16 protein-coding genes are annotated in these 21,876 nt (G+C 43.1%); 8 read left to right on the top strand and 8 right to left on the bottom strand.

What is annotated here, in order from left to right; translation table 11 throughout:
* Positions 1 to 162 precede the first annotated feature (162 nt).
* Both R7041_RS13175 and R7041_RS13180 read left to right on the top strand, forming a co-directional pair.
* Positions 163 to 1,002 carry an isopenicillin N synthase family dioxygenase gene (locus R7041_RS13175; RefSeq protein WP_005376329.1) on the top strand — a complete coding sequence of 280 codons (840 nt, stop codon included), beginning with the start codon at positions 163 to 165 and terminating at the stop codon, positions 1,000 to 1,002.
* Positions 1,003 to 1,130: 128 nt separating this feature from the next.
* The gene (locus tag R7041_RS13180) at positions 1,131 to 1,751 is read left to right on the top strand and encodes a DNA-J related domain-containing protein (RefSeq protein WP_005376328.1); all 621 of its coding nucleotides are present in this window, start codon (positions 1,131 to 1,133) and stop codon (positions 1,749 to 1,751) included.
* 79 nt (positions 1,752 to 1,830) lie between these two features.
* On the opposite strand, the gene R7041_RS13185 is transcribed toward R7041_RS13180, so the two are convergent.
* From R7041_RS13185 to tesA, 4 genes are all read right to left on the bottom strand, one after another.
* A complete protein-coding gene (locus R7041_RS13185; RefSeq protein WP_064369257.1) occupies positions 1,831 to 3,486 on the bottom strand; it encodes an ABC-ATPase domain-containing protein in 1,656 nt (551 codons plus the stop codon).
* Positions 3,487 to 3,557: 71 nt separating this feature from the next.
* The gene (locus R7041_RS13190; protein ID WP_017634164.1) at positions 3,558 to 5,471 is read right to left on the bottom strand and encodes a sensor domain-containing phosphodiesterase; all 1,914 of its coding nucleotides are present in this window, start codon (positions 5,469 to 5,471) and stop codon (positions 3,558 to 3,560) included.
* A 180-nt stretch (positions 5,472 to 5,651) separates the two neighbouring features.
* Positions 5,652 to 6,851, bottom strand: a complete 1,200-nt coding sequence (gene fabV / locus R7041_RS13195; RefSeq protein WP_206949004.1) for an enoyl-ACP reductase FabV — start codon at positions 6,849 to 6,851, stop codon at positions 5,652 to 5,654.
* Positions 6,852 to 6,933: 82 nt separating this feature from the next.
* Positions 6,934 to 7,536, bottom strand: a complete 603-nt coding sequence (tesA, locus tag R7041_RS13200) for a multifunctional acyl-CoA thioesterase I/protease I/lysophospholipase L1 (RefSeq protein ID WP_054575991.1) — start codon at positions 7,534 to 7,536, stop codon at positions 6,934 to 6,936.
* On the opposite strand from tesA, the gene R7041_RS13205 reads away from it, so the two are divergent.
* From R7041_RS13205 to R7041_RS13215, 3 genes are all read left to right on the top strand, one after another.
* Complete coding sequence (locus tag R7041_RS13205) at positions 7,535 to 8,227, top strand: ABC transporter ATP-binding protein (protein WP_005376323.1); 693 nt, start codon at positions 7,535 to 7,537, stop codon at positions 8,225 to 8,227. The genes tesA and R7041_RS13205 overlap by 2 nt on opposite strands.
* Positions 8,227 to 10,683 carry an ABC transporter permease gene (locus R7041_RS13210; RefSeq protein ID WP_053303614.1) on the top strand — a complete coding sequence of 819 codons (2,457 nt, stop codon included), beginning with the start codon at positions 8,227 to 8,229 and terminating at the stop codon, positions 10,681 to 10,683. Before R7041_RS13205 ends, R7041_RS13210 begins: the two co-directional genes overlap by 1 nt.
* 352 nt (positions 10,684 to 11,035) lie before the next feature.
* Positions 11,036 to 12,475: an FAD-dependent oxidoreductase gene (locus R7041_RS13215; RefSeq protein WP_206949005.1), complete on the top strand. Its 1,440-nt coding sequence runs from the start codon at positions 11,036 to 11,038 to the stop codon at positions 12,473 to 12,475.
* Between the two features lie 28 nt (positions 12,476 to 12,503).
* On the opposite strand, the gene R7041_RS13220 is transcribed toward R7041_RS13215, so the two are convergent.
* Genes R7041_RS13220 through R7041_RS13230 form a run of 3 tightly spaced genes read right to left on the bottom strand, consistent with a single transcriptional unit; the run spans position 12,504 to position 14,874 of the window.
* Entirely contained in the window at positions 12,504 to 13,439 is a 936-nt protein-coding gene (locus tag R7041_RS13220) for a biotin-dependent carboxyltransferase family protein (protein ID WP_053349879.1), read from the bottom strand.
* Positions 13,436 to 14,119 (bottom strand): 5-oxoprolinase subunit B family protein, encoded by a 684-nt coding sequence (locus R7041_RS13225; protein ID WP_064369254.1) that lies wholly within the window; start codon positions 14,117 to 14,119, stop codon positions 13,436 to 13,438. Before R7041_RS13225 ends, R7041_RS13220 begins: the two co-directional genes overlap by 4 nt.
* Positions 14,119 to 14,874 (bottom strand): 5-oxoprolinase subunit PxpA, encoded by a 756-nt coding sequence (locus R7041_RS13230; RefSeq protein WP_005386314.1) that lies wholly within the window; start codon positions 14,872 to 14,874, stop codon positions 14,119 to 14,121. Before R7041_RS13230 ends, R7041_RS13225 begins: the two co-directional genes overlap by 1 nt.
* 319 nt (positions 14,875 to 15,193) lie before the next feature.
* On the opposite strand from R7041_RS13230, the gene R7041_RS13235 reads away from it, so the two are divergent.
* A complete protein-coding gene (locus tag R7041_RS13235) occupies positions 15,194 to 17,152 on the top strand; it encodes a diguanylate cyclase domain-containing protein (protein WP_064369253.1) in 1,959 nt (652 codons plus the stop codon).
* A gap of 54 nt (positions 17,153 to 17,206) precedes the next feature.
* Positions 17,207 to 18,223, top strand: coding sequence for a UDP-glucose 4-epimerase GalE (gene galE / locus R7041_RS13240; protein WP_005376309.1), 1,017 nt, complete (start codon positions 17,207 to 17,209; stop codon positions 18,221 to 18,223).
* 335 nt (positions 18,224 to 18,558) lie between these two features.
* Here the strand turns inward: galE and R7041_RS13245 are convergent, their stop codons facing one another.
* Positions 18,559 to 20,697, bottom strand: coding sequence for a TonB-dependent hemoglobin/transferrin/lactoferrin family receptor (locus R7041_RS13245; protein WP_053303617.1), 2,139 nt, complete (start codon positions 20,695 to 20,697; stop codon positions 18,559 to 18,561).
* A 231-nt stretch (positions 20,698 to 20,928) separates the two neighbouring features.
* Between R7041_RS13245 and R7041_RS13250 the strand changes: the two genes are divergently transcribed.
* Positions 20,929 to 21,816 carry a LysR family transcriptional regulator gene (locus R7041_RS13250; protein ID WP_033907071.1) on the top strand — a complete coding sequence of 296 codons (888 nt, stop codon included), beginning with the start codon at positions 20,929 to 20,931 and terminating at the stop codon, positions 21,814 to 21,816.
* Positions 21,817 to 21,876: the final 60 nt, after the last annotated feature.

Here is a 21,876-nt window from a genome sequence, read left to right on the forward strand (position 1 = left end):
CAATTGATATTTTAATGGTTTTTTTGATCACTGAAAATGTTGATTTATTGGCAAACTGCTCAACATTAAAACGTTTGCGCGTGCACTTTTCATTAAAGTTTGATTTACAACATGCCCATCCATAGAATCCATGATTCAGTCTAATAAAAAAGAAGTAAAGCCATGAAACTGGAAACTGTCGATTATCTTGCTGACGATGCTGCTCAACAGTTCGTTACCTCTCTACGAGAAACGGGGTTTGGTGTGTTGAAAAACCACCCGATTCCACAAGAGCTTGTAGAGTCAATTTACAAAAACTGGCATGAGTTTTTCTGTTCAGATCAAAAGAATGATTTTCACTTTAACGTAGACACCCAAGATGGCTACTTCCCACCTTCTGTGTCTGAAGTGGCGAAAGGGCACAAAGTGAAAGACATCAAAGAGTACTTTCATGTTTACCCTTGGGGGCAGATCCCAGAGCAGCTTAAAGCTGAAATCTTAGAGTACTACGAGCGTGCCAATGCATTTGCTCAAGAGCTATTAGGTTGGGTTGAAGCGTACGCACCTAAGGACGTTCAAGAGAAGTTCTCTATCGCGTTGTCAGAAATGATCAATAACAGTGACAAAACATTACTACGCGTGCTTCACTACCCACCGATGACAGGCGAAGAAGAGCCAGGCGCTATTCGTGCTGCTGCGCATGAAGACATTAACCTGTTAACGGTTTTGCCTGCTGCTAATGAACCTGGACTGCAAGTAAAGAGTAAAGAGGGTGATTGGATCGATGTACCATGTGACTTCGGGAACTTAATCATCAACATTGGTGATATGCTTCAAGAAGCGTCAGGTGGTTATTTCCCTTCAACGACTCACCGTGTAATCAACCCTACGGGTGGCCGTCAAGAAAAGTCACGTATCTCATTACCGTTGTTCCTGCATCCAAAGCCGGAAGTGGTGTTATCTGAGCGCTACACTGCACATAGCTACCTTATGGAACGTTTACGTGAGCTAGGGGTTATTTAACCTTTACGTGATTTCCTTACAAAGGCCGATGGTGAATGACTATCGGCCTTTTTGCATTTATGCTACAAAGTGGAAACTATGTTTTTTGTGCCGTGAATGGGGCCCTAAACTCGTGTCAGAGAGGATGAATGGAAGGACAACGTACTGTCAATAGTATTGAGCCTCATGCAATAGAAAATCCGCTGCTTTGGCCAATGTTAGAAATTCTGAGAAAACAGCCCTCTAATTGGAAAGTGCACACCTTGGCAAGCTCGTTGGGTGAACAAGGTTATATTTCAAAGCTGGACGACTCTCCCGATAAGGATTTATTCAAAAGAAACTTCCTGATCATGAATGCATTATATCAACTGCAAGACACTCTGTATCCGGATAGCTGGCTTCAAGTCGAAGCCATGGATATTCAGCTCATGTCTTCGATGGAAGCTTTGAGGCATAAGATCGATATTCATGATCCTTTGCGTGAGTATTACTTAGATTGGCGCAATTACGAAGCGGACGAAGATGAAGTGCGTCGACTGTTGAATGAATTTTGGACAACTTATCAAAAGTTCATCGGTGGTTCGTCAGTAGCCAGCGTAGATAAGACAAAGGCACTGTCACTATTTGAACTTAACACTGACGCTACGCCTGCGGAAATTAGAAAACAATGGCGAAAACTCGCGCTTCGTTGGCATCCTGATCGAGAAAATGGCGATGCAGAAAGATTTAGAGTTCTTTGTGAAGCGTGGAATGTACTGAGAAACGAATGATTCGCTAAGAATAAAGATAAAGGAAGGCAGCTAACTATAGCTGCCTTTTGATTGAACTGTCTCTGTCAGCGTATCAAAACTAGCATGATGACTTAAACTGAGATTTTCGCATGCGGTTGAGGGCAGCCATAACGTCTAGTGTGCGTGGTTTGGCTAAGTCGCCTTGTTTAGGAAGAGCGGCATGCCACTCACCAGACAGCATTTCTTCAATCTCCTTCGCCGGATGATTACACCAACCTGGAAGTTGAGCAATTTGGAACCATAACCAGCCAATTGTGTTGACTTCATCGGCTGACTCTATCTGTTCCAAAGCGCTAAGATCAGTAAACTCTTTACCAAATCGAAGTGACTCTTTGCCTTTCGCATTCACACGGAACTTGCCGTCAGTCAGAATATTCATCAACGCAACGCGGTTCAGTGCTCGAGGTGGGAAGGTCTGTAAACGTTCTTCTGACTCGTTATGGCGTTGAGTAGGGTGCTGAGCGATAACTTCTTTCGCTTTTTCAGTCACATCAACGGCTTGGTAGTCGTGCATTTGAATGACGGTATCGGCAACGTCTAAGTAGTCGCCCGACCCACCCATAACGATAATGGTAGAGATATCAAGATCATCTCGTAATTGACCAATGCGGTCGACGAGAGGAGTAATTGGCTCATCACCTTTTGCCACCAATGCCTGCATACGCTCATCTCTAATCATGAAGTTGGTAGCAGAAGTATCTTCATCAATCAATAATGTGCTTGCACCCGCTTCAATAGACTCTTGAAGCCAAGCGGCTTGCGACGTTGAGCCTGATGCGTCTTGAGTAGAAAAGTCCGCCGTATCTTTACCCATCGGTAAATGGTTGATGTAGTTCGACAGGTTCAAGTGGTGTACGCATCGGCCATCTTCGGCACGAATCTTCATAGCCTTGTTATCGGCAACAATGTATTCGCGGCCATCTCCTGGAATATGATCGTAAATTGAACGCTCTATTGCATTTAATAAGGTAGATTTACCGTGGAAGCCGCCACCTACGATCAGTGTGATACCTTTTGGAATTCCTAATCCTGTGACATGGCCCTTGTTTGGCGCATGTAAAGTGGCTTGTAGAGATTCAGGGGCTTTAAACTCAACGGCTTCTTTCATTGGAAGGTCGCAATTACCTGCAATTCGAGGAAGAATACTGCCGTTTGCGACAAACGCGACTAAGTTATTGGCCTCTAACTGTTCTCGCAGGGCATCTTGGTCTTCAACAACTTGGCAGTGCTTAATTAAAGCGGCTTTGTCGAGTTCACGCTCTAAAGTTGCTCGACGGATAAACTTAGGCAGGTGGAAAGTCAGTATGTTGTTGGCTTTTTTCCCCAATACTGAACGACCTTCAGCCGGTAAGTTAACTCGAAAACGCAGTTCAATACCTTCTTCAGTAAACAACACCGCGGTGCTATCCAGTACAGTTTGGCCTGTCAGTGAAATTGATACTGAGTTTTCTTGTTTAGCAAACTGTTCAAAACTACGCGCAATAAAATCACGTGCACCTCTTTGAAATGCAGGAGACTCGTCTCTTAGCCACTCAAGACCAGTCAAAGACCATGCGCGAGTCGCACGAAAACGTGACGCCGATGCATAAGGGTCACCCTGTACATGATCGACAAACAAAGTGAAATCAGTGAAGTCGTATTGACCTTTGATTTGCTGATAAGCTCGGTAGTTCTGCTTTTCAATTTTCTTAAGCGTGGCAGTCAACTGATCCATGAAGATATTGGCCTTTTAATAGAAGCGGGCGGCGATTATAGAAACCACCGCCCTCATAGTAAAGAGAATGCTTAGGAAGAGTAGGCGTATTGCCCGCCAGAAAGGCGCTGATTAAACAAACTTTGCTCAAATTCATTACAAGGCATAGGTTTACCATAAAGAAAACCTTGTCCGATATCACAACCCTCACCAATAAGAAACTGCTCTTGTTGGTGGGATTCAATGCCCTCGATCACTACTTGGAGTTCCAGTTTTTTTGCAATGTGTATGATTGAACAAATGATCTCGCGATCATCATCTGACTTTTCCATTTGCTGGACGAAGCTTTTATCAATTTTGATGGCATCAAACGGATATTTCTTTAAATAGCTGAACGAAGCATATCCTGTACCAAAGTCATCAAGTGACAATGTCACACCTAGTTTATGCAACTTATTTAACGTTGTGCGTGCTACTATTTCATCAGCAATTAGAGCGCTCTCGGTTACTTCGAGTTCGAGAAAGTGTGCTGGCAAATGGAAAGTGTCGAGTAGGTGTTGCACTTGTTCTGCAAAATTTACGTTTTGTAATTGAATGGGAGAAACGTTGACGGCAATTTTGAAGTTATCGATTAACTCAGACCATTGTTTCGCTTTGTCTATCGCGGTACGCAGAACAAAAGAGCCAACTTCAAAGATAAGCCCGTTTTGTTCGGCCATATGTATCAATGCTTCGTTGGAAACGTCGCCAAGTATTGGATGTCTCCAGCGAAGCAAGGCTTCTGCGCCAATCCATTTACGTGTTTTGGAGTCTACTTGAGGTTGAAAGTACAACACTAAATCGTCGTTACGCACTGCTTGTAAAAGGTAACTTTCCAGTTCATTGTGACTATTGAGATCCGCCGAATGATTTTCTCTAAAATAACTAAAAGGTTCGCCGGATTCTTTACATAGAAGCATCGCGTAACATGCATGTTGAAGGATACGCTTAGCATTGCTGCAATCTTTGTAAGCTTGAACTATACCGATATACGTGTGCAAATGTATTTCTGTTTTGTTGAAGACAAATCCATCTACGCTAATTTTAGTGATATCATCTAATAGTTGATTTAACCGAGCTTCAATATCCTCTCCCCAAATCAATAAAACCATGTCATTCGAACTTGGTCTACCAGTGATAAATCCGCTAGCACCGTGTCTGGTTAATCTGGAGTGAAATTCTTTTAAAATGTTGTCAAAGACCTCGAACCCGTGCCTGGTCTGAATACTGCGAGCGTTACTAAAACCAATGTTGATGACCACAAGCGATTGCTGATCACTATCAAGGGACTGTAAGGTGTATTGGACAATGTTCTCAAGTGCAGAGCGATTTAGAAACCCAGTTCCCTGATCATGTGTTTTTTGGTAGCTCACTTGTTTTTCCGCGGCTTTACGGCGATCAATTTCTTGTGTTAAGGAGTAACTTAACTGGGCTAAATCCGTGGTACGATTTTCAATTCGACTCTTTAGCTCGGTGTTAAGTCGCTGAAGTTTATGTTGTTGGTACACAACTGAAAGCTGTGCTTCGATTGAATCTTTGAAAGTTTCAAGCAACTGACGGTAACTATCGTTGTACTCGTTTCTCTCAGAGTCAAGCATACAGATTGTTCCAAATGTTTCCCCATTTGGCCAGAATAGCGGTAAGCCGCAATAAGAAATCATGCCTAGTTTGATGTCTGGGTTATTTTGCCATTCTTCATCTTCAAGCGCATTGGGGATTACAAGCTCGCCTTTCTGTTCTATAACTTGCTCGCAATACAAACCGTTACCAAGCAGCTCTGCATCGCCAGTACGATAAGGATTACCTAGAGTTTCGCTAGATGTATTTACTTCTATGCGATCCGGATGGATACGCATAATTAATGTGGTGGGTACGTGTGTTATTTGAGCCAGTAAGTTGACGATTTCCTGCCAACTTCTTCGCATAGACTCAGGGATTTCGTAGTCTAATGTTTGCAATCTCCCCATATAGGTCATCCTTTACGTGGTTTCACTTCCTGTGAATTAAAAATGCAGACTGCTCTATTTTGTTCTCGCTTTTTAATTAAGTATAGGGTGGCTAGGGCTCGAAACAAAAAAAAGTCCTGAAAAGTGTTCAGGACTAGGAATAGTTGTCACATATCTCATCCTTGAAACAGATAACAAGCATCAAGGCTTAAGCGACATTAACGATTCAATAGAAATGTCTTGCGAATAGTCGACATCCTCAAAGTTAAAGCCATTGAGCTTCATAAACTCATCTTTAAAACCTTGGTAATCACCAATCTCTTTAAAGTTTTCAGCATTCATCTGTTCTAAAAGAGCGTGGACTTCTTGTTGAACTTGCGGTTCAAGTTCCAAGTCATCTATTCGAATCAAGCGTTCGCCGTCAACTGGCACTTTCTCTTGATCGTATAACTTCGTAGTAAACAGTCGCTGCATTTGTTCAATACAGCGTTCGTGAGTACCTTTTTCCTTCATCACTCGATAAAGCGCTAACAGGTAGGGACTTAGCGCAGGGATGAATACACTGGCTTTCGTCACCAACGCCTTACACACGGTTGTGTAAGCACCGCCGTCAAAGTTGGCGAGTTTGAGGTTTAATGAATGACTGGTTTGGTGTAAATCGATTTTCGCTCGACCTAACGTACCATCGAGATAAATTGGGTGCGTGATGTCAGGGCCCATGTAAGAAAAGGCGATGGTTTTGCAGCCGTTTGCGATAGAGTCGTTATTGATGAGTGTGTCAATCCAGCTTTCCCAGTCTTCGCCGCCCATTACTTTAATGGTGGCATTGGCTTCCTCTTCTGTTGCAGGCGTTAAGGTGGTTTCTATCCACTTATCGTTCTCCAGCATGATAGAAGCGCCAGTGACAGGTTCACCAATAGGTTTAATGACACTGCGCCAAAACTCATCAGATTCAGGTTTAGGTCGAACACCGGTTGCCAAGCTATAGATGACTAAGTCAACTTCACCCTCAAAGTACGTTTCAATGGCTTCAATCACTTGATTGCGCACCGAACCAGAGAATGCATCGCCAACAATATTTATTGCGGTACGCCCGGCTTGATTTGCTTCTTGCTTAAAAAAGACGTTGTTATACCAACCCGCACTCCCAACCCCTTTCTCTGAAGGGCCACGCTCAAATGAGACGCCAATGGTATCGGCGTTAGCGCCACCGAACGTTAGGGCTATTCGTGCCGCTAGGCCGAAACCAGAGGAGGCACCAATAATCAAAACCCGTTTTGGGCCTTTTTTGATCTGTGGGGCGTGCTTTACGTATTCAATTTGCTCTTTAATAGATGCATGACACCCTTTGGGGTGCGCAGAGCGAGCAACAACACCTTGAATTAACGGTTCTATTCGCATGTTGTTATCTATCCTCGATGAGTGGAATTGAAAATAGATTAACGTAAAGTTACGTAAAACTTATTGAGCTAGACCATTAAAATTAGAGATGTTTAATTAATTCTTGAGCAACGAAATCAGCGATCCAAGGTTGTGCATCTGGTTTTGGGTGAAGGCCATCATCCATCATCCATTCTGGTTTGGTGACAACATGCTCTAAGAAGAATGGCATCAAGGCAACTTGTTGATGCTGTGCAAGCTTAGGGTAGATATCGTAAAACATATCGCTATAGCGCTTACCATAATTAGGTGGAACCCGAATTTGCATCATGACAACGTCCGCACCAGAATCTTTTATCATGGTAATCATTTTTGAAAGATTCGACGTAATAAGTTTAGGAGGGAAGCCTCTTAGGCCATCGTTGGCACCTAACTCAATAAGTACCATGTCAGGGCTATGCTGAGTTAGCAACTGAGGTAACCGTGCTAAGCCATTGCCGGTTGTATCGCCAGAAATGCTGGCATTAATAACTGTTACATCTTGACCATGTTCTGACAACGCATCAGGGAGTAAGCTAGGCCAACTCTCTTCGATCGGCATCTGATAGCCTGCACTCAAGCTATCACCCAAGACAAGTAGCTTTTCGCTCGCATGTGAAGTAGCGGAAAAACAAAAAAATAGAACTAAGGAAAGTATACGAATCATGCAAACACCTGTACTTAATGCACCTATTGTTCAAGCCAATTTGGTTTCTAAACAAGTCTCTACTAATCAAGAACAATTAACAATCCTCAAAGACGTAAATGTTGACATCCGAAAAGGAGAAAAAATCGCCATCGTCGGAACTTCCGGTGCAGGTAAGTCAACATTGATGACGTTGCTAGCTGGTCTTGATACGCCGACATCAGGCGAAATTACTTTATTAGGTCATGAATTATCAAAACTGGACGATGAAGCACGTGCGAAAATTCGGGCTGACTCTTTAGGTTTCGTTTTCCAAAGTTTCCTGTTAATCCCGAGTTTGAGTGCATTACGTAATGTCACGCTTCCTTGTCTTTTACGTGGTGAAGCCGAAGATGAAGCAAGAGCAGCGGAATTGTTAGCTGCTGTTGGATTGGAAAAACGTGTCGACCATTTACCAAGCCAGTTATCTGGTGGTGAACAACAGCGAGTTGCGCTAGCGCGTGCATTTATGACACAGCCTGAGCTGTTGTTCGCAGACGAGCCTACCGGCAATCTTGACCATCAAACCGCAGACAAAGTGATTGAGCTGCTATTCGATCTTAATGAACAGCACGGGACAACTCTGATTTTAGTAACACACGATGGTCATCTAGCAAGCCGATGTGACCGTATCTATCGTATGGAGGCGGGTGAGCTTAAGGAGGAGATATAATGTCTGCAGTATCATCAAGTGAAGCAACATCCACAGAGCAAAATAGTACAACACAGCACTCGTCGAATAAAAGTTTGATACGTTGGAGTTTCGGCGAAATAAGGCAGGGGAATCTTTGGCCTATTAGCGTTGCTCTTATTCTCGTGATTGCGAGTATCTTTGCGCTTTCTGCATTAGCAGAACGAATGGAGCAGGTGATCGTCAAGCAGGGGAAGGATGCATTAACGGCAGATGCGGTGTTTGTGTCTGCTAATCCCATTCCGGACACGTTGTTAACCTCGACTGAAAACCTTGAACGTTCGATGATGACGCGATTTGCCACTATGGCATTTAGCGATAATGGTATGCAGCTTATTTCTGTAAGGGCGGTGGATGATAATTACCCTTTAATGGGAGAGCTCGTTCTTGAAAATAATCCGGCCGGTCGCGTTAAAGAGAACCAACTCTGGCTTGATGAGCGGATTATGACTCAACTAAACGTAAACTCAGGTGACAGCGTCACGATAGGCGATGCCGAGTTTACTGTATCAGGCGCAGTATTGATGGAACCTGGCTTGAGCTTTAATCCATTTCAGCAAATGCCTTCTGCATACATTCATCAAAGTGACGTAGATAAAACAGGAGCAATTCAAGTTGGGAGCCGAGTTCAATACCGTCTGTTTTTACAAGCCGATGATAAAACACTAAAGAGCTTACAAGATGATACGCAGCTTTCTCCGAGCGATCGCTGGCGCACGCAAGATACTGCCAGTCGTAGTAATGAGGTTTTTGAACGCACGACGCAGTATCTGTCGTTGACCGTAGCGATTGTCATCATTATGGCAGCGACAACATTGGTTCTTACTTGTCAAAATTACGTGAACAGCCGGACACAAACTATCGCGATGTTGAAAAGTCTTGGTGCGAGTCGCCGATGGATTGAAAAGTGGTTATTTATTCAAGTCACAATCCTTCTCATTAGTGCCAGTGTCGTCGGTCTATTGTTAGGGAGCGGGCTGGAATATTTATTACGCATTCCACTCAAAGACTTATTACCCGATCCACTCCCTGGTTACGGTGTCACACCATTTTTGGTGGCATTTATCTCAGCAGTCTTGATTACGGTGCCTGCTCTCGGTATACCATTGTTAGGCTTGATTAAAACTCCCGCGTTAGAAGTGCTACAGCAGGGTAAAGCGCAACGTTCTTGGAAGCGAATGTTACTTGTTCTAGTTCCCGTTGTTCCATTGCTTTTACTGTATGCAGATAACACCTTAGTTTGGATCGTGCTCACTGGTATAGCGGTACTGTTTGTGGTACTCGCAGCAGTTAGCGTCATACTCACAAAGCTGTTTGCACGTGTGTCAACCCATCCTGCAATGAAGCTTGCGTTGAGTCGTATCAACCGGACGCCAGTAACCAGCGGCCTACAGTTTGGTGCTTTGGCATTATCTTTGATGTTGCTGTCTATCATTTGGCTTGTGCGCAGCGATATTCTCGCGGATTGGGAGAGAACCTTACCTGCAGACGCGCCAAATGTGTTCGCTTTGAACATTGGTGATTATGAGCTCGATAACTACCTAGAAACCCTAGATAAAAATGGAGTTACGCGGTCACAAGCTTATCCAATAATTCGTGGACGACTAACAGAGATTAACGGTCAAAACGTCAAAGAGATTGATTACGAAGGAGAAGGTTCTGACGCGATACGTCGAGAGCTAAACCTGACATGGGGAGATACCCTACCAGAATATAATGATGTGCTTTCGGGTGAATGGACAAACAAAGGGAGTGTATCTGTAGAAGCGGATGTAGCAAATGACTTAGGCATCAAACTCGGTGATACGCTGCGCTTTGTAATAAACAGTCAGAATTACGATGCAGTAGTAGATACCATCCGTTATGTCGAATGGCGTGACATGAAGCCTAACTTTTATTTTATTTTCTCATCTGACGTGATGGCTAATTTACCTGGTTCTTACCTCATCAGTTATAGGATTGAAGAAGGAAATGAAGCGTTGTTGACGTCAATGTCACGTGCTCACCCAACGGTCTCTGTTTTAGATATCCGAACTATGGGCGAGAAAATTCAGGCTTTGATTCAGCAAATCGTATCAGCAATCACCATCCTTGCTCTTTTAGGCGTTGTTGCTGGTCTGCTGCTCATCTTTACGCTACTGAGGTTAAGCTTGTCCCAACGCCAACAAGAGATTCGTTTGTATCGCACATTAGGTTCAAGTAAGAAACGGATCAACACAACCCTGTGGGCCGAGTACGGAATTATGGCGTTGATTGCTAGTGGTGTTGCGGTATTCGCTGCGGAAGTTTGTGTGGCCGCAGTCATGACATATGGATTCGATCTCAATGCACAAATTCACCCCGAATTGTGGATAGCTTTACCGCTTGCAACATTTGTTACGTTGGCACTTGTAGTGATGAGTTTGTTGAAAAGATTGTTAACGCCAGTAAACACTTAATCGCAGCGAGTGTTATCAAATTTGGAACACTCCATGACACTTTTATTTTAGTTATCCACAAAAACAGTGGATAACTTTTGGGATAACTAAATGGTGTAAAAAGTGGGGTGTTTCTGCAGGCTTTGCGCCATGGGTCTTACAGTGAAATTCTTATTCACATAGACACAAAAAAGTGTCTTCTTAACCATGTCGTCAAGTACTTTTTCGCAAATTTTTTCTACTTTAATGCACTTTACAGGCGCTGTTGGATATTTCGCAAACCCATGAACTTTTTGTGATTTTAATCAAGTCCAAACACGAGTAGAATCCACCGTTAGTAAAGAATTTTCCTTATAAAATTTTTAGTGAAGCAATGAAGTCTGAGTTTCCAAGTTATAAAGATAAGCATATCGCTGTTGTTGGTGGCGGTGTAGCAGGTGCAACAGCAGCAATTCATTTTGCGGAGCTGGGTTTTAAAGTTTCCGTAATAGAGAAGGGCGTATCACTAGTAAATGGTCCACCCATTTGTCATTTGCATGCTGGTGGTAATTTATATCGAGAGATTTCCGAGCAACAATGCTTAGACTTGTTAGCACAATCTATTGATACTGTTCGCCTGTATCCGCTTTCACTGAATATTCGTCCGACAATCATCGCGGTTCCTCATTCCGATGGTGGAGACCCATCCACACTAATTCCGCGATTAGAGGTTGTGAAAAGTGCTTATCAGACGCTCGTTGATAAAGATGAGAATAATAAAGTGCTCGGCGAGCCAAGCGAATACTACAAACTGTATTCAAAAGCGGAGCTAGAAGCTCTCGCGCAACGTACTCAACCAAGTCATCCTACAAACTTCGATGAGTGGTGCATTCCTTTTGCTCAACATGCTGATCTTGAAGCGCTAAAGTATCCTGTTGTCGCAGTTCAAGAATATGGTTGGAGTGTTTTTCGCCTCGCTGCAATTGCCAACTTAACACTAGATACGCTTCCTAATGCTTCAGTCTTCACACAAGCAACGTTCAAGCAAGCCGATTGGATGGGGGAACACTGGCAACTTGGCTATGAACGTGAAGGTATCGATTACCTTATGACATGCGACTACTTGGTTAACGCGTGTGGCTTTGAAACAGGCTCAATTGACAACACAGTTGGTGCCAAGCGAGACAGGTTGGTGGAGTTTAAAGCCGCTTACGTTACGAGGTGGGCAGACTGTCAACAACAATGGCCAGAAGTTATTTTTCATGGCCCGCGTGGAACCGATAAAGGAATGGCTCAATTGACGCCTTATGGCGATGGTTACTTTCAACTTCATGGTATGACAAAAGGAATCACGCTGTTTGAAGATGGTTTAGTGGAGAGCACGAACTCATCTGCTCAACCTGAACTGCCTATGCCTTTACTCTCGAAGATCCGTAACGGCTGGAGAGAAGAAGTGTTAGAAGAGCGAACGAACAACGCCATCAAACACATGGCGCAGTTTATTCCCGACTATCACTCTGCTGTAAAAGGAGGAAAAGCATTGTTTGGCGCTCAGCAAATTCCCGGCACAGATCCAGTACTCAGAGCGGCAGATGTGACTTTTGAAGATAACCACTACGCGAGAATAGAGGTGGTAAAAGCGTCATCGACACTACTCGCAGCGCAAAAAATGCTTCAATTCTGGTTTGACATCGATCCTAACCAAAATGTGGAAACACAGCATCCGGTCGCTGTAAAGTGGTCTGAACAAGAGGTCGAGCAGTACGCGATTAAACTCACTCAAGAGCGAGGCTATCCACAAGCTTTAGCAGTGCGTTATGGTATGCCTGCATAATCGGCTGTGTTTGGGCTCAGTGGTTGTATTAATACCCAAAAAACTGAGCCCATTGGCACCATACTTCTTGCAAGCCTATTCTATCTCCTTTCACAAAATTGACTTTTTGTCCGGGTTTCGCCTGTGCCAGTCTAGGTAAGTCAATACGAGCTACGCAGCCAAATTTAGGATACCCGCCAATAGTCTGGTGATCGTTGAGCAGCACAATAGGGTTACCATCGCTAGGTATTTGAATTGAACCTAACGCAATTCCCTCTGATAGTACGCCTTCGTAAGGTGGACGAATGTTATTGCCCTCAAGACGGTAGCCCATGCGATTCGAATTGGGGGAGATGATGAATGCTTTGTTATAAAATGCTTGGCGAGCGTCTTCATCAAAGTCCTCGTTCTGATAGCCTTCAATCACTCTCAGCTTAATGGGTAAGTTGTAATCTGGCTTAAAGCGAAACGTCATTTGCCTTGGTTTACGTTTCGGTAAGTTATGAGGGACAAAGGGAAGAATATCACCAGCTTTCAAAGCGCCACCATTTGAATCATAACCACCTAGAGATTCTCGCAAGACGGTCGATGCGCTTCCTAAGTGCTGAGCAACATTGAATCCACCTTTAACCGCTAGGTAGGAGCGAAGTCCATTCCTTGCGACTCCGAACTGAAGCTTCTGTCCTTTTTTCAACGTAAAGTCAGACCAATTTGAAATAGGTTCACCATCTATTTTTGCATTTAAATCACCGCCACATATAGCAAGGTGGCAGTTATGCAATGCAATAAAACAAGCGTTACCCAGAGTAATTTCAATCGCAACGCAATTGACTACGTTACCAAGCAAATGGTTGGCCCAACTGTAAGCATAGTCGTCGACCGGGCCACCTTGAGTCACACCGACATGCGCTAAGCCAAAACGACCAAAGTCTTGAACTAAAGAGAGCGGTCCTGGCTTTTCCACCAGTAATCCACCGTAACTCATAGTACGCCTCCTAAATCGATAAACTCTTGTTTTGAAATAGCATTAAAGGTGACCTTGTCACCCACTTCAAACGGTATAAAAGGAGGAGAGTCGGAGAAGAGCGCAAGCGGGCTTTTACCAATAATGTTCCATCCGCCAGGACTATCTGATGGATAGACGGCCGTTTTAGAGTCTGCGATTCCTACACTTCCGGCCGGCACTTGAGTTCTTGGTGTGGCAAGCCTTGCCATGTGCAATTGAGTATCAACGTCCGAGAGAAATGCAAAGCCTGGAGCAAAGCCAATTGCAGAAACCGCGTACTCGGTTTTCGTATGCAGGGTAATAAGATCGTCTAATGACAGACCTCGCATTTTAAAACGAGATAGATCTAACGCGGTTTCTTCAGAGTAATATACAGGGATAGTAATGTGATTTGGCTGGGAAAGCTTAAGTGATTGAGTATCAAACTGGCTCACGATTTGTTGCAGCTCATTGGCTAAGTTCTTTTCGTTGATTCGAAAAGGTAAGTAATCAATGAGAATAGTTTGATAGGAGGGGACAACGTTCATAACAATTGAAGCGAAAGTTTCTCTTATGCTGCGAGCAAGCTCTCCTACTGCATTTTCAGAAATACTCTCATCAAACTTAATGAAAATACTGCACTCGGAGATCAAAGAGATATTAAATTTCTCTTTATGCATTAATTTCCTCCAGCGTATAGGCTTTGGCGGATCTTTTGGATCAGCGCGATCGACTCTTCATTGTCACCATGAACACAAATTGTGTCGGCTTCCAATAATATGTAACCGCCTGAAGCGGTTTTGACACGCCCAGAGTCAGCTAAGGTCCGGACTTGCTCAAGTATCGCGTGCTCGCTTTTTAACACGGCATTGGGCTGTGTTCTAGGAGTCAGTAAGCCGTCATCTTGGTACAAACGATCTGCAAATGCTTCAAATAGCAAGGGAACATCATAATCGTCTGCGATTTCTAAGTATTTTTCGTTTTCCTGTGAAGCTAGGATCATTAACGGTACTTTGAACAGTGCTGCCGCCTTAACTACCGCTCTAAATATCGCATCACTTTTCATCATGTCGTTGTATAGAGCGCCATGAGGCTTTATGTAACTGATGTCTGTGTATTGCGCCCGGCATAATGCTTGTAAAGCACCAACCTGATATATAACCATGTTCGTAATTTCATCACCCGTCATGCTTATGCTTCGTCTGCCAAAGCCTTGTAGGTCGGCGTAACCTGGGTGTGCGCCAATATCAACATCGTTGTCATTCGCTAGGGTGATGGTGTCGTGCATGACATTAGGGTCGGAGGCATGAAAACCACACGCGATGTTCGCCATATCAACATGGGGCATCACGTCTTCATCTGCGCCCATACTCCAAGAGCCAAAGCTCTCGCCCATATCACAGTTCAATGTAAGTTGCTGTTTATTCAATGTCATACGTTTTATTTCTACACAAGCAATGGGTTTACGATGCAGGAAAATGCATCTAGGTTCAGTGACTCACTTCATTCTTCTATCATGAAAACGAAGCTTTTTGAGCAGATAGCTGGCGAAAAAGATCACGTTAGTCCATAAAGATGTTGCCGTTATTTGAGTTGATCCGAATTTTAAGGTATTTCGTTTCTTTTCCATCCAATTTTTGAGAATTTAAGGTTATTTTGCATTAGCATCGTGTTAATCTTGTCGCCCTTCATGGGTGATAGATTGCATAATGGTTCTTCTGTCATTTTTGTGGTTGTCTGCGACAGGAATATATATGTCATTACGAGCGAAGTTTATTTGGCCTCTTCTGGTCTTTTTAACGGCTATCTTTGTTATCTCAAAAGGTTACACCTCGTATACTGTATACCAATCGTCTAAGCATGAACTGGTCGAGCAGACAAGAAAGTTGATTAACAACGTTTCTTTCTCAATTAAAGATGCGCTGACGACAAAGGACAAGCAAAAAGCTCAAACTATTCTCGCCAACTTTTTAAACCAGCCAAATGTAACTCGGGTCAAACTTTATGACCAAGATGACCAACCATTCGCTGTTATGGAGATAAGTGGGGCACTGGCACCCGTTCCAAGTCAAACCGAAAGAAGTAGGTTGCACGCTCTAGGCTATGCCTTATCAACCAAATTTCTTTATGTTCTAGAGCCGATTATCCATGATGGCTATGTCATTGGTAGCATGAGAGTTACGCTTTCTCATCGCCCAATTGTAGAAGCCATACAATCTTTACTTCAAGATGGCGCTTTACTTCTTCTGTTTCTGATCGCTGGTGGCACTGTTTTTTACATAAGTATCGAGAGGCTTGTTCTCAGGCCCGTGATGGAACTCAACCGCGTAATAGAGAATGTGACACACGGACGAAACACGGAAAATCAAGCTCGCTATTACGCCAAGGATGAAATTGGAGACCTCGCGCGCTCTTTCAATCAAATGATGAATAGGTTAACAGTACGTGAGAAGCAGCGGCAACATTCGCTAGACACACTAGAACAAAAGCGCGCATTTTCAGAAGAGGTTATCGAATCTGTTCAGCATGCATTAGTTATTACCGACAATTCCGGACGTGTTATTCATTGTAATACGGCGACCCAGCAAATATTTCAAAAAAAATTAGATGAACTTAAATATGCCAATATTCGTGATCTAATTAAAACCAAAACACCGAATGAGCTGAGTCAGATCCTGAGTCGAGGCCTAGAGTGCGATGATATTCACCTCAAAAATGCAGATAACGAACAGCAGTTGAGCCTAACCAGTCGTCGCCTCTCGACACATGAATACTTACTGTTTTCGATTCAAGATATCACCGAAATTGAAGAAGCCATAAACCGGCAACGTGTTGCGGGGCGTGTTTTTGAAAGCAGCCAAGATGGTCTCATTGTTCTTAATCATCGCGGTGTCATTACGATGGCAAACCCTGCCGTCACTAAGTTAGTCGGCTTAGAGGTGGATCAGCTTATTGGGAAATCATTCATCCAAACGCTAAAGTGGCGCAAGTTACAGGAAATGATGCCTAGTATCATCGAGTCGATAGAAAATTATGGCGTTTGGCAAGGTGAAGTTATCGAGAAGAACCATATTGGTCAGTTTGTACCGATGTTTGCTCGAGTCAATCGTATCGTTAAGTGTGAAGACTATGGTTTCTATGATCTGGTTATTGTTCTTACCGACCTTTCCGGCGCAAAAGAGATGGAACGATTGGAGCATTTAGCTCATCACGATGCTTTAACGGGGTTAGCCAATCGATCTAAGTTCCATTTAGAGTTGGAACAACTAGTACAACGCTCTGGATACTTGCGTGACGAATTTGCAGTTTTGTACCTCGATCTGGATGGATTTAAAGAAGTTAACGATACCTACGGTCATGATGCAGGTGATGAAGTTTTGAAAAAAGTTTCCGAGCGTCTAACATCTGCGACGAGACATAGTGATTTAATCGCAAGACTTTCTGGTGATGAATTTGTCATGTTGGTTAATCCCGCCAATCAAAAAGTGGTCACCCGAATAGCAGAACAGTTGCTCGAGAGCATATGTGCTCCAATTGAGTACAAAGGTCACTTACTCAAAGTTGGCGTTAGTATCGGCGTAAAATTAGTCGGCGTAAATGAGCGCGATGCTACTCGAGTTTTAAAAAGTGCGGATACGGCAATGTATCAAGCAAAGAAAGCCGGGAAAGGCCAAGCAATATTAATGGGATGCGAATTACAAGAGACAGTTTAAATCGTAACGTCAAAGCTTTAAACTAACTCAATTCGCGTCAGAAGGAATAATAAAATGAAAGTACTCGTTACGGGTGGTATGGGCTATATCGGTAGTCATACGTGTATTCAAATGATCGAAGCTGGCATGACGCCAGTGATTCTAGACAACCTGTACAACAGTAAATCTACGGTATTAGATCGAATTGAAAAGGTATGTGGTGTAAAGCCAACCTTCATTAAAGCCGATATCAGAGATAAATTGGCGATGGTAGAAGCACTAAAGTCGCACAATATTGAAGCTGTTATCCATTTTGCAGGTTTAAAGGCCGTCGGTGAGTCTGTAGCAAAACCTTTAGAGTATTACGACAACAACGTTAATGGCACTTTAGTATTGGTTGATGCAATGCGTGAAGCCGGAGTTAAATCGTTGGTATTTAGTTCATCAGCGACGGTATACGGTGATCCTGCTTCTGTACCCATCACAGAGGACTTTCCAACTAGCGCAACTAACCCATATGGGCGCAGCAAATTAATGGTAGAAGAGTGTTTAACCGACTTCCAAAATGCGAACCCTGACTGGAGCATTACACTTCTTCGTTACTTTAACCCGGTAGGTTCACATCCAACAGGCGAGCTAGGTGAAGATCCTCAAGGTATTCCCAACAACTTAATGCCGTTTGTTTCTCAAGTTGCGGTAGGGCGCAGAGAGTTCCTTTCTGTGTTTGGTAGTGATTATCCGACCAAAGATGGCACAGGCGTACGTGATTATATTCATGTAATGGACTTATCCGATGGTCACGTTGCTGCATTAGAAAAAGTAGGTAGCAAAGCTGGCCTTCATATCTATAACCTCGGTACTGGTAACGGCTACAGTGTACTGGACATGGTGAAAGCATTTGAAGCCGCAAGTGGTAAAGATGTCCCATACCAACTTGTTGAGCGTCGTCCAGGTGATATTGCAGAGTGTTGGGCGGATCCATCAAAAGCGATGAATGAGTTAGGTTGGAAAGCAACTCGCACTCTAGAAGAAATGACTGGCGATACATGGCGCTGGCAGTCTACTAACCCTCAAGGTTATCCAGATGCCTAATCTTTAATTTACATAATAGTAACAAAAAGGCGCGTGATTGCGTCTTTTTTGATCCAAATCGGAAAAAATCGTAAATTACTGGTTAAAAGGTAGCAAGTATATATAGAGCTGTTAAACTATGCCCGACTCTTAATTTGGGTTATAAATTTTCTCATAGCTATTGGGGTAGTTCATGGAACTCGGTCTGATCATCACTTTCATCATTGCAGCAGCAGTAATGGTGAAAAAAGAGATGGCAAAACAGTAAACTTTCATTTTTCATACTTTTCTTTACATTTTTGAAATGAAAGCCATAAAAAAAGCCAGCATTACGCTGGCTTTTGTGTTTTTAAGGTTTAGAACTCGTATTTAACACTAATGTTATAATTACGCTCAGCTTGCGTTTTGTCTCGACTTAACTCAGTCTTACCGCGAACATCGTTCCAAAGATGGTATTCTTCATTCGTTAGATTCATAACACCAGCACGAATGGTTATATCTTTCATTGGTTTGTAGTACGCCGTTAAGTCAACGACTGTCGCAGACGGCAAAGCAACTTGGTCTTTGATTCCGCCTTTATCACCATCTGAGTTGATATCACTGTTCGATTTCTTAGCCGTGTAGTTTACTTTTAGGCTTGTCCCCCAAAGTGCATTTGGTGAATCGTAATTTACAGCAGCTACGGCATTCCATGGGTTTACACTGTTCAAAGGATTACCATCACCATCTTCACCTTCTGTGTATGCTGCAACAAAGCGAGTTGTCACGCCTGATGGAAGACCAGCAATGGCATGCCAATCAAGACGGTTAGAGAGCTCAACCCCTTTAATGTTTGCTTCACTAATATTGATATTTGTGAATTCAGTTAAACCACCATTGTTTGATGACGTTTGCTCAATAAAGTCACTGTAATCACTGTAGTAGAACGCTACTTCAGTTGCAGACGCTGCAGTGTTATGACGGTAACCAAGTTCATAAGACAAACTCTTTTCAGATCCCAAATTTGGGTTAGGGCGGTTGGTATAGCCATGAGCCGGATTATCGTAGGTGTAGTAAAGCTCGTCGAACGATGGCGCTCGGAACCCTTGGCTCACTTGCGCGAAGATCGTGCCAGGTTGCGATACAGAGTAAGTTGCTCCTAAACGACCAGTTAATGCAGAGTCGCTAAACTTCTCGAATGACTCTTCAGAAGTATTTGAAGGATTAGTAGAGAAGTAATCGTAACGCACACCTGGAGTCAGAATTAGCTTGTCATTAAGAAGCGAAATTTCATCTTGCAAGAATAAACCAAAGCTTTCTTCTTTTGCATCCGGTGTGTAAACGTAAACAGTATCTGGCGTGCCAGGATCGGAATTAAACTCGCGATTGGTATTACTGATGTCACTATGTTTGTACGATATTCCGTAAACAATATAGTGATTTTGAATCTCTTTATCTAACTGAGTTTCGAATTCAAATTTGTCTTCAGTATATTCGTAATCTTTTTTCTGTTGGTTGTCACCACTAGGCGGTACGTAAGGTGGGTAACCAGGGCTAGCTTCGATAAAGCGATTAGAGACGCCGTTTTCTTCTTTACCAATCCATGTAAGCTTGGACGTGATCGTATCCGAGATAGCTGCATCTGCAAACCAAATGTGCTTGAGCCCAATGCGATTTTGCTTGGTTGTGTCTTCAGCGTTGAAGTTTTTGTAACTTTTATGTGCGATCTCTGAGTCAGTCTCGTTGTAAATAACTTCTCCCAAGAACTCCAAGCGATGAGCGTCATTCAATTGAGATTGAAGTTTTACCAATAGATCGTTTTTGTAATAATCTTGGTTGTCCACAGAATAGTTATCGTAAGGCGCCTTAGAGAAATTTTGTAGCTCTGCACCATCACGGCGTGTAAAGGCTATAAGTGCTTCTGTATTACCGAAACGCTTTGCTAAAGCTACATGCTCACTAAAAGAGTTATCTTCCGATGAATAAGAGAGTTTAGCTTGACCACCAAAGTCTTTACCATCTTTGAGGAAATCCTTCGGATCTTTTGTTTCGAATGCGACAACACCGCCAATTGCATCACTACCATGTAGGCTAGAAGCTGCTCCTTTAACAATTTCGACACTCTTTAGCATATCGGGGTCGACAGTAACGGCACTAGAATTGATAAACGAATATGGTCCACCGCTGAATACACCTGGTTGAGATGCACCGTCTACTAAGATTTTAACTCGTTTACCTTCCATCCCGCGAATGTTAATACTTTGGACGCCTTGGCGTTGAGTGCCATTAACAGTAACACCTGGCGTATACTCGAATAGATCATTCAAGTCCTTTACCATGTTTTCTTCGATGTCTTTCTCTGATACAACAGCAACAGAAGCAGCAACAGTGTTTATGGTTTGGTTGGTACGGGTGGCCGACACAACGACTTCTTCAAACTTAGAAGCTTCTTCCGCATAAGCAGTATGGGAAAGGGCAACTAAAATGGAGGCTGACAAAATTGATTTTTTATACATTGGCTTCAATACCTTAGATCCATAATAGGTAACAACACGCGGATATTAATGGATCTAAATGGTAATTACTATCATTACCATTGTCATTTATTGATTTGTATTGAATCTTATTCTTAGGCTATGAGCATTCCTAGTCTTTAGTTATCAATATGTTATATTATTTGTCGTTAGTTCTTGATAAGTTCATCCAAATACAACGAATGTGATGAATGTCACATTAAGAGAGGCCGTGTGCAGAGTCCAATTACGTTAGAAGCACTCCATATTCTAGATGCTATTGATCGAAGAGGGAGTTTTGCTGCTGCTGCGAATGAGTTAGACAGAGCCCCGTCATCGCTGAGCTATCAAATCCAGAAACTCGAGCAAGACTTAGACATTATTATCTTCGATCGCTCTGGTCACAAAGCCCATTTTACTGAAGCAGGTAAGCTTATTCTTGAAAGAGGAAGAGCCATTTTACAAGCCAGTGAAAAGTTAGTGAACGATGCAACGTTATTGGCGAATGGCTGGGAACTGGATATTACCATTGCCTTCGATGGCATTATTCCTATATCCAACTTTTTCCCGATGGTTGATGCGCTGGCCGAGGTCAGCTCAACTCGAGTCAGGCTGCAAGAGGAGATTCTGGCTGGTAGCTGGGAGTCGTTGAATACGGGGAGAGCTGATTTACTGATTTGCCCATCACTGGATACGCTTCCTCAAGAAGTTAAGTCAGAAAAAATTGGTAAAATGAGTATGTATTGGGTAGCTTCCGCTGATCACTATGTTCACAAGCGTAGTGGTAAGTTTGATGAAGCAGCGCGAGAAAAGTATCGGATCATTGCTATTGCAGATACCGCACGTGAGCAACCCGCGCTCTCAATTAATATTATTCAAAAACAGCCTCGCTTGACCGTCACCAACTTTACGGCAAAAGTAGAAGCGCTCACTGCAGGTTTAGGTATTGGTACATTACCAAGCCAAATTGCACAACCTCTTATTGATAGTGGTGTATTGAAACGAATCGAAGGCACTGAAGAACAGCCGATGAATATTATTTTGGCATGGCGCCGGAACACTATGGGTGAAGCAAAATCCTGGTGTATTCAGTACTTAAAAAAGAATTGGAAACTAAAGTAACAACGTAACTTTTACTTCTTAGATTCTCATTGATTACCGAATGTAAGAAGTAAAAGCCAT

This window comes from Vibrio sp. 1751, from assembly GCF_033339895.1.
GTDB lineage: Bacteria > Pseudomonadota > Gammaproteobacteria > Enterobacterales > Vibrionaceae > Vibrio > Vibrio alginolyticus.

Coding starts and splice junctions, on each gene's coding strand:
- R7041_RS13175 (WP_005376329.1), top strand. CDS start 163: ATGAAACTGGAAACTGTCGATTATCTTGCTGACGATGCTGCTCAACAG.
- R7041_RS13180 (WP_005376328.1), top strand. CDS start 1,131: ATGGAAGGACAACGTACTGTCAATAGTATTGAGCCTCATGCAATAGAA.
- R7041_RS13185 (WP_064369257.1), bottom strand. CDS start 3,486: ATGGATCAGTTGACTGCCACGCTTAAGAAAATTGAAAAGCAGAACTAC.
- R7041_RS13190 (WP_017634164.1), bottom strand. CDS start 5,471: ATGGGGAGATTGCAAACATTAGACTACGAAATCCCTGAGTCTATGCGA.
- fabV (WP_206949004.1), bottom strand. CDS start 6,851: ATGCGAATAGAACCGTTAATTCAAGGTGTTGTTGCTCGCTCTGCGCAC.
- R7041_RS13205 (WP_005376323.1), top strand. CDS start 7,535: ATGCAAACACCTGTACTTAATGCACCTATTGTTCAAGCCAATTTGGTT.
- tesA (WP_054575991.1), bottom strand. CDS start 7,536: ATGATTCGTATACTTTCCTTAGTTCTATTTTTTTGTTTTTCCGCTACT.
- R7041_RS13210 (WP_053303614.1), top strand. CDS start 8,227: ATGTCTGCAGTATCATCAAGTGAAGCAACATCCACAGAGCAAAATAGT.
- R7041_RS13215 (WP_206949005.1), top strand. CDS start 11,036: ATGAAGTCTGAGTTTCCAAGTTATAAAGATAAGCATATCGCTGTTGTT.
- R7041_RS13220 (WP_053349879.1), bottom strand. CDS start 13,439: ATGAGTTACGGTGGATTACTGGTGGAAAAGCCAGGACCGCTCTCTTTA.
- R7041_RS13225 (WP_064369254.1), bottom strand. CDS start 14,119: ATGCATAAAGAGAAATTTAATATCTCTTTGATCTCCGAGTGCAGTATT.
- R7041_RS13230 (WP_005386314.1), bottom strand. CDS start 14,874: ATGACATTGAATAAACAGCAACTTACATTGAACTGTGATATGGGCGAG.
- R7041_RS13235 (WP_064369253.1), top strand. CDS start 15,194: ATGTCATTACGAGCGAAGTTTATTTGGCCTCTTCTGGTCTTTTTAACG.
- galE (WP_005376309.1), top strand. CDS start 17,207: ATGAAAGTACTCGTTACGGGTGGTATGGGCTATATCGGTAGTCATACG.
- R7041_RS13245 (WP_053303617.1), bottom strand. CDS start 20,697: ATGTATAAAAAATCAATTTTGTCAGCCTCCATTTTAGTTGCCCTTTCC.